This is a genomic window from Paenibacillus sp. Dod16, from assembly GCF_049893405.1.
Lineage (GTDB): Bacteria > Bacillota > Bacilli > Paenibacillales > Paenibacillaceae > Paenibacillus_AQ.
The window spans coordinates 18,973-32,948 of the sequence record NZ_JBNDYG010000040.1 but is presented as its reverse complement, the minus strand read 5'-3'; the positions used below and the strand labels follow the sequence as shown (position 1 = coordinate 32,948).

The 13,976-nt window shown below is 47.4% G+C and carries 11 protein-coding genes; 1 reads left to right on the top strand and 10 read right to left on the bottom strand.

All coding sequences use genetic code 11. From position 1 onward, the window contains the following. Window positions 1–141 precede the first annotated feature (141 nt). The 8 genes from ACPV3A_RS26730 to ACPV3A_RS26695 all read right to left on the bottom strand — a co-directional run bounded on the left by ACPV3A_RS26730 (window position 142) and on the right by ACPV3A_RS26695 (window position 8,126). Window positions 142–492: a DUF2512 family protein gene (locus ACPV3A_RS26730; protein ID WP_071224065.1), complete on the bottom strand. Its 351-nt coding sequence runs from the start codon at window positions 490–492 to the stop codon at window positions 142–144. Between the two features lie 90 nt (window positions 493–582). Next, window positions 583–2,019, bottom strand: coding sequence for a sensor histidine kinase (locus tag ACPV3A_RS26725; protein ID WP_426202349.1), 1,437 nt, complete (start codon window positions 2,017–2,019; stop codon window positions 583–585). Window positions 2,020–2,022: 3 nt separating this feature from the next. Beyond that, window positions 2,023–2,730 carry a response regulator transcription factor gene (locus ACPV3A_RS26720; protein WP_426202347.1) on the bottom strand — a complete coding sequence of 236 codons (708 nt, stop codon included), beginning with the start codon at window positions 2,728–2,730 and terminating at the stop codon, window positions 2,023–2,025. A gap of 91 nt (window positions 2,731–2,821) precedes the next feature. Continuing rightward, window positions 2,822–4,612 carry a M1 family metallopeptidase gene (locus ACPV3A_RS26715; RefSeq protein WP_426202345.1) on the bottom strand — a complete coding sequence of 597 codons (1,791 nt, stop codon included), beginning with the start codon at window positions 4,610–4,612 and terminating at the stop codon, window positions 2,822–2,824. A gap of 36 nt (window positions 4,613–4,648) precedes the next feature. Continuing rightward, window positions 4,649–5,026 (bottom strand): hypothetical protein, encoded by a 378-nt coding sequence (locus tag ACPV3A_RS26710; protein WP_426202344.1) that lies wholly within the window; start codon window positions 5,024–5,026, stop codon window positions 4,649–4,651. Window positions 5,027–5,052: 26 nt separating this feature from the next. Then, on the bottom strand, window positions 5,053–5,418 hold the full coding sequence (locus ACPV3A_RS26705; protein ID WP_426202342.1) for a YxeA family protein: 366 nt from the start codon (window positions 5,416–5,418) through the stop codon (window positions 5,053–5,055). Between the two features lie 22 nt (window positions 5,419–5,440). Then, entirely contained in the window at window positions 5,441–7,372 is a 1,932-nt protein-coding gene (locus ACPV3A_RS26700) for an ABC transporter permease (protein ID WP_426202340.1), read from the bottom strand. Beyond that, entirely contained in the window at window positions 7,359–8,126 is a 768-nt protein-coding gene (locus tag ACPV3A_RS26695; RefSeq protein ID WP_426202338.1) for an ABC transporter ATP-binding protein, read from the bottom strand. The genes ACPV3A_RS26700 and ACPV3A_RS26695 overlap by 14 nt, the downstream gene beginning before the upstream one ends. Window positions 8,127–8,342: 216 nt before the next feature. Between ACPV3A_RS26695 and glsA the strand changes: the two genes are divergently transcribed. After that, window positions 8,343–9,284: a glutaminase A gene (glsA, locus tag ACPV3A_RS26690; RefSeq protein ID WP_426202337.1), complete on the top strand. Its 942-nt coding sequence runs from the start codon at window positions 8,343–8,345 to the stop codon at window positions 9,282–9,284. A gap of 127 nt (window positions 9,285–9,411) precedes the next feature. On the opposite strand, the gene ACPV3A_RS26685 is transcribed toward glsA, so the two are convergent. Then, window positions 9,412–10,089 carry a serine/threonine protein kinase gene (locus ACPV3A_RS26685; protein WP_426202334.1) on the bottom strand — a complete coding sequence of 226 codons (678 nt, stop codon included), beginning with the start codon at window positions 10,087–10,089 and terminating at the stop codon, window positions 9,412–9,414. 150 nt (window positions 10,090–10,239) lie between these two features. Further along, entirely contained in the window at window positions 10,240–13,968 is a 3,729-nt protein-coding gene (locus ACPV3A_RS26680; RefSeq protein ID WP_426202332.1) for an amino acid adenylation domain-containing protein, read from the bottom strand. Window positions 13,969–13,976 lie beyond the last annotated feature (8 nt).

Sequence of the window (13,976 nt, the reverse complement as noted above, 5' to 3'; positions counted from 1 at the left end):
AATGGGGTTATTTTATTCTTTGGGCTCGCTTCACGATACGCTCGGTAGACTCATAGAATAAACATGTTAGGCCAACAAAAAAGCCTGATATCTCAGGCTTCATCGTATACGCACATTGATCGATATAAGGTTTTGCCGTGGTTACGACGCCCGCCGTCTCTTTTCAAACAAATGCTCGCCCCTGAGCCACATATGATACAAATACTCAAAGCTTCCCGCAAGAACCGCAATCAGCAGGACCTCCGAGAAATCGATAGTCCAGTTTGCAACTCCACCGATGATCCACAGCATCACAAATACTAAGCCGGCATCCGCAATCGTTGCCATCATATTGCTGGTTCGGGGCAGAATATATAAATCCCCCACCAAATAAGCGACGATGCCAATACCTAATGCCGTCAAGATAGCGCCTGTGAACGAAGCATCGGTAAGCGCAACCAGCAGTGCCGTAATCAAGACTCCATGCACCAACAACTTAACAAGCAGTTTCATAAGCGATACACTCCTTTTGCGGTAGTGTATCCCTTTTGCGTTTTTTTACTCCTGCCCATGGTCCCTAATATCAACGGAAAACCATCACTCTTATTGGGCGCTGTTCCGTTCCAGTTTGATTTCAAGAACCGTGCCTTGGCCAACCGTGCTATGAACCTGAATATTCCCTCCATGCGCGATCACAATGTCATGCGTAATCGCCATGCCAAGACCTGATCCCTTATGGAGTTCTCCCGTATTGGTCCCACGGTAATAGCGATCGAAGATTCTTCCAAGCTCCTCCTGCTTAATGCCCTTTCCATTGTCCTCTATACGAATCAGGATTTGCTCATCATACTTCTCAACCTGGACCTTGATCGAAATATCCTCACGGTTATGAACAATTGCATTATAGATCAGATTGCTGATCGCTCGGCGTATCAGAATATCGTCAACCTCGATTTTAATAACCTCATGACTGCTGCTAAAATCAATGTCCCGGTTGGCATACCTGGGGTCATTGAGGGTATCGATGACGACATTGCGTACCAGACTTACGATGTTTACATTTTTCTTCTTCAACGTCAGCTCTTTATTCCTCAAGCGGGTCGACAGATTCAAGTCCTCAATCACGTCTCGCAAATATTTGGACTTTCCTTCGATGATCCCGGCGTAATCCCGTATTTCATCCATGGAGAACTGATATTCCGTGTCCTTTATCATCTCCGCATAGCCTTGAATCGAAGCAAGAGGCGTTTTGATGTCATGCGAGATATTTCCGATCCACTCTTCCTTCATTGCATCCAATTTCTTTCTTTCCTTCTCACTTGATTTCAGCTCTTGCGACAAAAGATTGATATTGGCGAACACGTCCTTATAAATCCCCTCAGGTTGATGATAGACGTTATAATCACGACCAGCTAAACGCTTAATGCTGTCGATTAAGATAAGCATGGGTTTGGTCAGCCGCTTGCTGAAGATATAAGCGATGCATAAGGCAATAAATCCATCAATAGTGATGATGGAAACACTAAAGACCTTAAACATTTGAGCAAAGTTCCGGGAATCGAAGGTTAACACTTGCCGCTCCAGGTATGGAGTCGTAAATCCAACCAAGTAACTGTAACGATGCTCGAAACCCTTCTTTTCGCCAACGAAAACGGTGGACAGCACTTCCTTCTCGACATACTTATAAATTTGCACGATATCGATGGGGGCGTACTTCGTTTTGGCCTCCTCCGGAGCAAGATAGCGGTAGATTTCCCCGCCATCCTCATCCAGAATTTGAACCCACGCTTGATTCTTCTCCAGAATCTCCTTGCCCTTCTCGCTTATCGAAGCACCCGATTCCGTTATTACGATATGTTCCTGGAAGGATCGGGATATCGATTCCGCTGAGGTTTGCCTATTTAAGATCGGAAGATCCAGATCCTCATTCACCGATTGTAGAATGAATAAGCCGATAATCACCACAATGTTCATAATAATAACGATGACAACGATAAGAACCACGGAGACCAAATACCTGCCGGTCAGCTTCCACTTCATCCCTTATTCATCCTCTACGACAAGCTTATACCCAAGGCCTTTTACCGTGAGCAGATAGCGGGGATTGGAAGGGTCCTCTTCTATTTTCTCCCGCAGCCTCCGAATGTGAACCATCACGGTATTATCAAAACCGAAGAATTCCTCACCCCAGACCTGATCATATAAACTTTCCTTGCTGATGATCTGGCCCGGATGCTTAAGCAGCAGCGTGAGCAGTCCCAGCTCTTTCGGTTTTAGTGGAATGACTTTGCCGTCCTTCTTCAGCTCTATCTTCTCTTCATCTAATTCAAAGGGGCCTTTCTTGATCACGCGATTCGGTTTGTCCACTTGCTCAGTAACATCCGGTCTCCGAAACCGGGCTTTGATCCGGTAAGCCACTTCCTTCGGACTAAATGGCTTGGTAATGTAATCGTCGCCGCCGATGGCGAATCCCAGGATTTTATCAATTTCTTCCGTCTTGGCCGATAAGAAGAATATCGGAACATTGGAGACGCTGCGAATTTTCTTGCATACTTCGTATCCTTCTCCGTCCGGGAGCATGATATCCAGAATAACAAGATCAGGCTGCCATTTCTGGAATTCAACCCATGCTCCTTCCGCTGATCCCGCAGTATACACCTGATCGATGCCTTCCTTGATCAGTACGGTTTGAAGAAGCCTGACAATATCCGTCTCATCATCAACGACAAGTACCTTTTGATCAAACGCCAATTCGTTCCCCCCCTGCTATAACCAACATTTTTCCCACCAGCCAGGCTGCTATTCAACAGAGCATGGCTCGGGAAGGGGACATACATCAAGCTTACTCCTCCGCAAAAAACTTCGATAGCGGATTCCCCTCCAGTTTATCTAACACCATCTTGCCATTCTTGTCCAACACATAGTAGTGATAAAAAGCGCTCGTGAATCCTAGAGATTCCTGCATTTTTGCCATGTACGTCTCCAAGGCTGCGTCTGTTACATGATCGCCATTCCAGAAATAATGGAGCATAAGGCGATTTTGATTGAATGGATGCTTGATCGCATACGCTCCGGAAGCACCTGGTTGATTCATGGTATCCTTCCAGGCAAAGCCCATTTTGTTGGCCCGCTCGATGATACCGGATTTCAGCGCCTGGATCACCCCATTCGATTTACCGTTGCCAATCACGATCAGATTGCTTGTCCCCAGTTCTTTCTTCAATTTCTTTTTCAATACCTGGCGATCCCGAATAACGTCATATTTCACTCCGCTGATATCAAAGAGCATCGTGAGCTGGTTCACCATGGCTTCTTGCTGCTTGCGTGCTGAACTGCTTACTTGATCACTCAGAACGATCGATAACGGCTCTCCCTGGAGAGCCTTCTCCATGATGCGGCTCATCGTTTCGTAGGGCAAGTCTGGAATTTGGTATAAGGATGTTTGATACAGCAATTGAAACTGGTCATGCATATAAGCTGTTTTCTCTTCTTCTGACAGTTGGTATTCAGGCTTAAGTACAAAGCCCGGTTCGAATAGAGCCGTGGCCATTTCGTTACGGGCCTCTTTTCCCAGCACGTCTTCAATTGTTTGGAGGAGTCCCTCAATCGTGGCATTTTTGTGAACATAGCGTTTGAAATATTCCTTCATAAACTGATCGAACTTTTCTTCGCCAACAGACCGGTACAATTGGTAAATCGCTTGGCGACCTTTATCGTAATAAACCGGACTTGCCATATCCCCCACCTCGTCATTGCTCGACGCAATGGCAAGTTCCAGCGAGGAATCGTCAAATTGAATGGATCTAAAGCCGTTCAGCTTATCCCCCTGCTTCTCGGCAAAATACACCTTGGAAAAATCGGCAAAACCTTCGTCCAGGAAAGATTCGTTCTCCGAATCGTTCCCGATCAGAGCATGGAACCACTGATGTGCAATTTCATGAACGAATACCGTGTCCTGCGCGGGATCGGCCTGGCTGTGAACCTGTCCCATTTGGATAACCCGTGAATATTCGATAGCCACGCCCTCGACGTATGACTCGACGATTCGGAATTCCGGATAAGGATAAGCACCGTATTTATCGCCAAAAAATTCTATCGCTTTAAATGCCTGATCGATATACCGATCAATGACCTGTTTCTTTCCTGGTTCGTTATCAAAATATAAATATTCGATCGTCAAGCCGTCGCGGGTAACACTGTCCATTTTGAAATTGGGACTGGCAAAGAATACGAATTCCCTTGTATTGTTGGCAACTGTGGAAACGACTTTGCGGCCGGGTTCCACGTCATTCCGTGTCGTTATCGTGCCTGGCATCGCCACCTGATAGTCGTCGGGAACATTGAACTCTACTTCATAGTCTGCAGAAGTATAATAATCGGTTTCGAACGTTGGACTGTAAGGGGTTGTGTTCCATCGATGCTTCTCTTCATCATAGACCGACATGACCGGATACCAGTGAGCGCCATTCACAATATCCTGGTAATACGATAAGCGCTGCGAACCATACGGAATGTTCAGAGAGAAGTCCATATGTATCGTTATCGCTCCTCCCGGTTGTATGGGCTCCTTCAATTGAATCGTCAAAGCCTGAACTTTGTTGTGGAACTCGAGAGCTTGGCCATTTGCTTTCACTCCTTGAATATCAATGCCTCCAAGAAAATCTTCCGGCTACTTCTCCGGATGGTTCCTGCTGATTTCTTCGTTCGATCGTTTAAACATGGACGTCTGCGTCGATTTCGAACGGTTGGCATCGGCATAAGTATGAAATACCAGCTGATTCAACGTATCCTGACTGGTGTTTTGATACGTAACCATGCTGCTTCCCTGCATGGTCATATTCTTCTCGTTCAGTCTCGTCAGGATATGATATTGAATCGGTGCATGCGCTTCAACGCTGGCTGATATTTGCGAAATGACAGTAGGGGAGACAGCTTGTGCAGCTGCACTGCCCGCGCTGATGAGCGGGCATGCAGTCAATGTCAAAACAAGTGAGGTAAGGATAGCCTTCTTCGATAGGCTCGTCGTTCTTTCTTTTAGATGAGTCACGTTATTCTCTCCCTCTGATATCGTCCTTATTTTCCTAACGTTTCAAGCTTCATCTTGGCTTTTTCCGGAATTTCGTTTGCCTGTACCTCTTGATAGGAACTGACTCCCTTTTCTTTAACATATAAACGCAAGTACGCTTGCTTCCGCAGCTCTTTGTTTGCCCTAAAGGTTAACGTCTTCGGGCTCCCTTCTTTGTCGAACCCCTCCAGGTTGTACTCGTAGTAGATGTATTTCTCCCCGTTATCCGCTTTGTCTTCCACTCGGTTTCCATCTTGGATTTGCACATAATATGATTCTGTTCCGAGGCGATTGAAGTTCACATTTTGAATCAATACAACAAATCCAATAAGGATGGCGACTAGAATACCGCCGAAGATCATCGTTTTTTTCATGACTGTGCTCCTTTATGATTGGTTATTTTATTTTGGTTACGATTTTATAGTAGGACCTAACGGTAACAACGTAATAGATCAAATAAACACAGGTATAGACGGCCATACAGATCACGACCGGAATCACAAGATTCATATGCAGAAGCTTGGACAACGCAGAAAGTGCGACAGCGCAGTGCGCAATGCCTGCAGCGAGCGGCAAAGCAAAGATGAACAGCACTTGCTGGGCTATGCTCTTTTTAACCTCACGCCGATTTACGCCGATTTTGTATAATATCTGATATCTTGCTTTGTCCGAATTGGCCTCTGTCAATTGCTTGAAATAAATGATGCTGCCTGTCGCCGTAAGGAACACAAGTCCCAGAAATCCTCCCATAAAAATCAACAGGCCTGACGATTCCATTCCTCTCGCATAATCATGATAATAGCTGGCGAATGAGGCGCTTTCCGGTAAGATGCCTTCTAGATCCTCCGTCAACTGCTTCGCTTTATCTTGATTCGATATGCCATAAGCCTCCAGCAAAATCGTGTTGGTCTGTTTCAGCAATTGCGTATACAGTTCGTCGCTTACGACCACTGTAGAATAGACGGTCCCCATATTTAGCACGCTGAATTTCTTCAATTCCTTAAAGGTAATTTGCTGCTCCTGCTTGTCCGGGTTAAGCGTGACCGTAGAACCCACATACGTCGGTGAAATTCCTTCGTAATAGGCCGGGTCCAAGGCAACGGCCTCTTCTCCGCTTAAAGTGATAGTATCTTTCCGGCCCTGCACCTTCGCCAACTCGTTAAAATCATGCTGGGAGATGACGCTGTATGTTTGGATATCATGCGAAAAAACATCGTTCAGCCCTCTGACATCAGCATCCACTTCAAGGACAGGGACGGACACATGATATAACAGCTCGTGATGCGCAGCTGAGTCGATCCGCTCGTCGGCGCGCTTGGTCACGCTGCTGTCATGGGAGATCCACATCATGCTGTTCGGGTTCGCTTGCTGGGCGCTGCTTGCATTGCTGTAATAAAAGCTGTAAGCCGTCCCAACAGCGGTAAGTGTTGTCGCGCTAAGTACGGCAATGATGGTAAGCGTTCGCGCGTTGCCTTTGATTCGATATAGAAGCTGTGAGACACCAATCATGTTCATCCCGTTCCAGAATCTGTTCTTGTTGTTTCTGGACAATTTCAACAACGTAACGGTCAGGGTACTGAACAGCAGATACGTTCCGATAATCACGGTCATCAGGATGACAAGTGGAGTTAACATGAATCCCATCGCCGCCCAAGCCTTGGATTCCAGCAGATTTTGCAGAGCAAGCCAATATCCGGTGCCTATGAATACCAGAGACAATATAGCGGTGATCCATGAAGCCTTCGGTTCCCGTTCTCCCTCCTGATCCGCATGAAACAATTCAATCAATTTGAACCGGTAGATCAATCGGTAACCCTGCAGCGATGTGATAAGCGTAATGATCATGAACACGATGGTGGTATTGATGATGGCCACAGGCGATATCGAGAAATTCGACACCGCATCATATCCCATAACCTTCATTAACAGGGATACAAAGAATCTTGTCAGCACGGAGCCTAGAGCCATCCCGGCTAGTAGAGCCAGCACACCCATCAGAAAGTTTTCATAAAATAACATCCGGCCGATTTGTTTCTTCCGAACACCGAGCAATGAATACAATCCGACTTCTTTCTTGCGCTTGCGGGTAAAGAAGGAATTGGAATACCAAATGAATATAGCCACGAAGATGATCAGCACGACGGCGGCACCGCTAAAGGCTGAACTGATTTTTGTCGATCCCTCCGTTGCGGACTGAATGGCAGTATCATATTTTAATGAAACAAAAGTAAAGTAAATGACGATACTAAAAATCATCGAAGCAAAGTACAAAAAGTAATTGGTGAAATTTTTACGGATATTTTTTCTGGCTATGCTAAACAGTGTCATCGTGCTCACCCCCAAGCGCAGCCAGTACCTCCAGAATCTGTTCAAAAAACACCTTGCGAAGTTGGTCTTCTCTATGAAGCTCCTGGTAAAGCTGTCCGTCTTTTATAAAAATGACACGTTTGCAGTAGCTCGCAGCATAAGCATCGTGAGTGACCATCATGATGGTGGAACGATCGATCTCATTCAGTTTCTTTAAGCTTTGCAGCAGGCTGGTTGCCGACTTGGAATCCAGCGCCCCTGTCGGTTCATCCGCCAATATGAGGCTTGGATTGGCCACAATGGCGCGCGAGGCCGCGGTACGCTGCTTCTGACCACCCGAGATGTGATAAGGATATTTGTTTAAAATATCGCGAATGCCGAACGTATCGGCAATCGCGTTAACCCGTTTCTCAATCTCGTCTGCAGGCACCTTAGACAACGCCAGTGGAAGCAAAATATTTTCTTTGACCGTGAGTGTGTCCAGTAGGTTGTAGTCCTGAAATATAAAGCCGAGTTGATTCCGGCGAAAATCCGATAGCTGCTCCTCGTTCATCGACACGATATGCTGTCCGGCAATGGTAATATCGCCTGCCGTCGGTGTATCGATCGTCGAGAAAATATTCAGCAGCGTGGATTTGCCTGCCCCGGATGGTCCCATGATGCCGACAAACTCGCCTTCCTGAATTTCAAGATTGATATCGTGCAATGCCGTATATTGATTCCCTTGATTACCAAATGTTTTTTCTACATGTTTTGCTTGTAATATGGTTGTCATATGGCGTTCCCCTTCAAGTTGTCGTTAGTTAAGCACAGATGTAATTATAAAAGGCGAACCTTACACGATTTTTATACGAACCTTACATAAAGCTTAACAAACTTGTTCAGTACACGAACACGAGCATGCATACTCAGAACAAAACAAAAACCCGCAGCATGGACACGGCCATGGCGGGCTTATAAGGTGTTTAACACCAAGAAAGGGGTTTGACAGATGAGGCCAACCGAACTCGAAGCCATCCGACAGCAGCTTCCCGGCTGGCTGGAAGCCAGCTTGCCATGTGTCAGCAGAGGCAAAGTCGCCGCCTACATCCCCGAGCTGTCCAAAGCTCCGCATGCTGCTCTGGGCATCACCCTTCTGAACACTATGGGTGAATCCGTCACAGCCGGGGACTGCGGGCTGCGCTTTACGATGCAGAGCATCTCCAAAGTGTTTACGCTAATATTAGCCCTGATGGACAATGGAGAGGATGCCGTCTTCAGCAAGGTTGGCATGGAGCCGACCGGAGACAACTTCAATTCCATGCTGAAGCTGGAGTTAGTAAGGCCCGGCATTCCCTTCAATCCGATGATTAACGCAGGCGCGATTACCGTTTCTTCCTTAATTCACGGAGGCAGCCCGAGCGAGAAATCCGACCGAATTCTTCAGTTTCTTCAAGAGCTATCCGGCAACGCTGGCTTGGAATATGACTTGGGCGTTTACCGTTCAGAATCGGAAACCGGGAATCTGAATCGTTCCATAGCATTCTTTTTGAAGGAAAACGGGGTCCTCAGCGGAGATGTTGAAGAGGTGTTAGAGGTGTATTTTCGGCACTGCTCAATCGCTGTGAATTGCGCCGATCTAGCCAGAATGGCATTAGTGCTGGCTTGCAGCGGTACGGATCCGCTTATCGGCAACACGCTCATACCTAGAAGGTATGTTCAAATCGCCAGGACGTTCATGACGACGTGCGGCATGTACAACGCATCAGGAGAATTCGCCATTCAGGTAGGGTTGCCCGCCAAGAGCGGCGTTTCAGGTGGCATTTTAACTTTTGTGCCGGGACGTTATGGAATCGGTGTGCTGGGCCCAGCACTGAATGACAAGGGCAACAGCTATGCCGGCGTGCATTTGCTGCAGACCATATCCCGAGAGATGAACTGGAGTATCTTCTAATGACCAAAATCCCCCTGGAGCCGTTACAGCTTCAGGGGGATTGAATCCACCGTATATGTTCTGATGATAGCACTTCGTTTGCTAAGCGGGGAATGCTCCTACCCCGTTTGGAATCGTTCCGGTTATCCTATTTTCTGAAGAACAGTCGTCCAATCCGGTCTGCAAATTCCTGCATATTCACACTGGATGGGTCTAGACGGTAATATCCGTTCTTCACGGCCTCCAATACCCAGAGCGGTAACTTCTTGCCCTCAAGGAGCGGATATACGTTGTCGTAAGCCCACACGAGATGCTCCCATCGCTTGTCGTTTCCCTCCTGAATATACTCCGATACATCGAGTACTTTCCCTCTCCCTTCCTGCAGCAGTACATTCTTCAAATGAATATCCCGCGGGTTTAAGCCCTTGCTGCGCACAAAGGAGCGTGCTGCTTCAACATCATCGATGACCTGCCTCGGAACGGGCATACCATAGAGCAAACAGTCGTACAGGGTAAATCCGGATTCATGACTGATCGCCACGTAACGCTCACCTGCTCCATAAAATACAGGAAAATAGGGGCTGCCCACCAACTCTTGATAGACCTTAATCTCCGCTTCCTTCTTAGGCTGCGCCTCCGCAGCATACAGTTTAAACGCATAAGCCGGCAAAGGTTCGTATACGAATACTGCAGCATCCGTACCAATTCCGATGCAGCGCAGGTCATCCGATTCGCCTTCAATCGTTACAGGGTCGTTCTCTCCATTCTTGAAAACTTCCATGCAAGCCAGTGCGGTCTCTGCCTGCTTCCAATGTTCGTGATTCATGGGCCACCTCATTTGGTGTTACTGGACTTAAATCAGTATGATCGTACCACACTCCAGCCACAAAAAAAATATTTGCATGCTGTGCCTGATCCTGACCACAAAAAAACCGCGAGAGCTTCTCGCGGTTTCATGCTTGCTGCCTGCCTGTGATTACTCCGGTTTCACGAAATATCCAATACCAGCGGCATATTCAATCATTTTTTCGAATAACAGCTTGTCCGGTAAAGCGCATTTTACCCCTGTGTGCTTGAGGAATTCCGAGGTTTGCGGACAAGTATACCGGTAGATGGAATTCTTGGCTCCGTCGCCTTCGAATTGTGCCATCGCCAGCTCAAGGCCTTCCTTATCCTTCGGCTGCTGAGGATCCAATAACCATGCCTCGTATTCCTTCCAGTCCATCACCGAAATGTCATATCCATAGGCTTTGAAATGCTCCACCATCTCCTCATAAGGAACGGCAGCCGGGTTGCAGATATGGAACACCCGCCCGACCGTTTCTTGCTGAAGCAGCAGTGCGGTAATGGCTTCCCCGGCATAGTTAATCGGCGTAATATCTACTTCCCATCTCACACCGGGCGCTTTCTTCAACAGCAGCATCGCTTTCAGCATGCGGTAAAACGCGTTGTTGTCGATGTTTTTCTGGAAAATTCCATTCTCCGAGTTACAGGACAAATTCCCCACGCGATAAACCGAGGATGGAATGCCTCGATCTGAACCGGCTTTAATGACCAGCTTCTCTGCCTCCAGCTTGCTGTTCGTATAGACATTCTCAATGGACGACTCTTCATATCCCGTTCCGGCAACGATGGCATCCCACTGACCGCCCAGTGCCAAATCTTCAGGGATCCCAAGCGTAGAAATAAAGTGAAAGCGGATATGCGGTCTTCTCTGAGCCAAAGTCAACAAACGGTCCGTACTCTCCACATTGACTCTAGCAAAATAGTCGGAGTCGCCAAAGTGCTTCACTTCGGCTCCGCAATGAATGATGGAATCGATGCGCGCTTCAATCATTGCAAGGTCTTCAGCTCCGAGCCCGAGATATTCCTGCTCCAAGTCGCCCTGAATCGCAATCACCCTTTTGTCCATTCGAGACTTGACCTCTTCGCCAAAATATCCGGTCATGATCTGCTCAAGGCGGGCATAGGGCTCCATCTGCTTTGTTGGTCGAACCAGACAGTATACGGTAGCGGTCGATTGTTTCAGCAGTTCATACAGCAGATGTGACCCCAAATATCCCGTGGCGCCTGTCAGCAAAATATGCTGCTGGTGATAGATGGGTTGTTCCGAACCATCGTTGATCGGGAAAGAGATCGGATACTCAGCCAAATCCTGAATAGGAAGGTCCCTATCCTCTAATTGATCGGCCGAGGCCGTTACCTGCCCCATTTCCTCTACTCGCTCCGCTAATTTTGCAATCGTCGGATACACAAAGAAATCATTGATCTTTAACTGCGGATACTGCGGCTTAAGGAGCACCAGAATCTCCAGTATTTTCAGCGAATACCCGCCGATATCGAAGAAATCGTCGTGGATGCCGATCTTGGTTTGTCCAAGTGCTTGTTCCCAAGCCGCAGCAACATCCCGCTGAATATCGTTAACCGGTGCCTCGTAGTGGGAGTCATCCTCTTCCATCTCCATCGACAATTCGTACATTGCCAGCTTCTTACGGTCAATCTTACCGGTCGGGGATAGCGGCATTTCATCCACGAAACACATGTATTTAGGAACCATGTAACCAGGTACCTTCTGACCTAAAAACTGCACCAAATCCCTAGCGGAAGCTGCCTGTCCATCATGGGTTGTATAGAATGCCGCTAACATTTTGGTTCCGTCCTCGTCCATTCTCGGAATAACCGCGATGTCCTTTACTTGTTCGTGCTTCGCCAGATTGTCTTCGATCTCCCCAATCTCGATCCGGAAGCCTCTGATCTTCACCTGCGAATCTTTACGTCCCCGGTATTCCACTTGTCCGTTCGGCAGCAGACGGACCAAGTCTCCGGAACGGTAGTATTGTTTTCCGGATTCCGGTGTTATCGGATCCAGAATGAAGGCTTCTTTTGTTTTCTCAGGCTGATTCAGATAGCCTTTGGCTACGCCGACCGAGCAGATCAGCAGCTCTCCGGTTACGCAAGTTGGACATAACTCATTATGTTCATTCACAATATACAATTCATAGTTGGCAAACGGCGTCCCGATATACACGGTGGCCAGATCGTCCGGAACCGGATAATCCACGACATGCCCTGTTGCTACAACCGTCGTTTCCGTTGGGCCGTATAGATTAACGATTGGAATCTGCAGCTTTTTCTGGAACATCCGAACGGTTTCTCCGGCCAGCGCTTCCCCTCCAACGACGATCGTCTTGATATTCCGGTATTTATGTGTGTCTTCCACAGGCAAATACGCTGCCAATTGATTAAAAAACACCGTAGGCAATATGGCGACACGGGTTGCCTTGGTTTCTGCTACGGCCTCCGTAAAGGCGTCTATGGAGAAACGCTGTTCATCGGTAAGAAGATGCAGTCGTGAACCGCAAGCCAACGATCCGAATATATCGTATACAGAAGCATCAAAGCTGAATGTGGAATATTGAAGAATGATATCCTGTTCACTCATCTGTAAATTCTCTTGATTGGCCAGTGCCAAATTCACGACGCCTTGATGGGCGATTAAGGCCCCTTTCGGTTTGCCCGTCGAACCGGAGGTATAGATAATATATGCCAAATCATCGCCTTCAACGCGGACGCCACAGGCTTCCTCCGAGTACGAAAGGAATTGTTCATCCAGACAGAAGTACTCTGGCCTTGGTTGAAAACCAGCCAGGAGTCCATCCAGCTTGGCTGTGAAGTCCTGATGCGTCAGAATGATCGCCGATTCGGTATCCTCGATAATATAGGCATTTCTTTCATCTGGATGTGATGGATCCAGCGGGATATAGGCTCCGCCGGCCTTGAGCACACCGAGCATACTGACAATTGTATCCAGGCCCCTCTTCATAAATATTGAGACGAATTGGCCTTTACGCAGTCCCTTGTCTATAAGCATATGTGAAACTTGGTTTGACAACCGGTCAAGCTGCTCATACGTTACTTGCTCATGACCTGTCGATAGCGCGATTCGCTTAGGAAATCTCTCCACAATGGAAGCAAGCATCGACACAATGGTAGGATCCTTCGGGAGCTCTTTCTTCGTGTCATTGAGTATCGAGTACGCGTTCTTATCCTCTTCTGTCAGCATAGGCAAACGGCTAACCGGAACATCTATATGTTCAAGAGCCGCGTTTGCAAGCTGTTCAAAATGCCTGCTGAATTTTTCGATCGTTTCTTCTCGATACAATGGTCGTGCATAGGATACATAGAGCGTCCACTCGTCCTTCTTCTCCTCCTGAACCATCCAGTTCAGCCAGCTGGAGCTATAAGCATAACCATTCCCATTATGGCCATAGACTGTTTGGAGCGGGAGCGGTTGACCGCTGAATCCTTCTATATCCTCAAGCGAATAGCTGCTTACTTCTATGTGCTCCATTTTGGTGGAAATTTGCTCATAGATCTGTGCGAATGAATCGCTGCCGCTTAAGTTAACTCTCAGCGGAAGGAGATTGCCCTTCTCATTGTTCACGCCGATCAGTAAATCGGTATCGTGAGTCATTCGGTATAGAAACACCACATAGCTTGTGAGCATCCACGCCTTCATGTCATATGAATCGCGGAGCCGCTTGATTTTACCGGTTTCGATATGAAGCTTCAACGTCGTGCGATCAAGCTCTTGCTGCTGAAGATGCGCTGGACCATCAGTGTACAGATAGAATCCCGGTAAAGGTAGCTGCAGTTCATTCAACCAATATTCTTTGCCTTGTTCGATCATCAATGTTGTATTCAAAGGTTTCA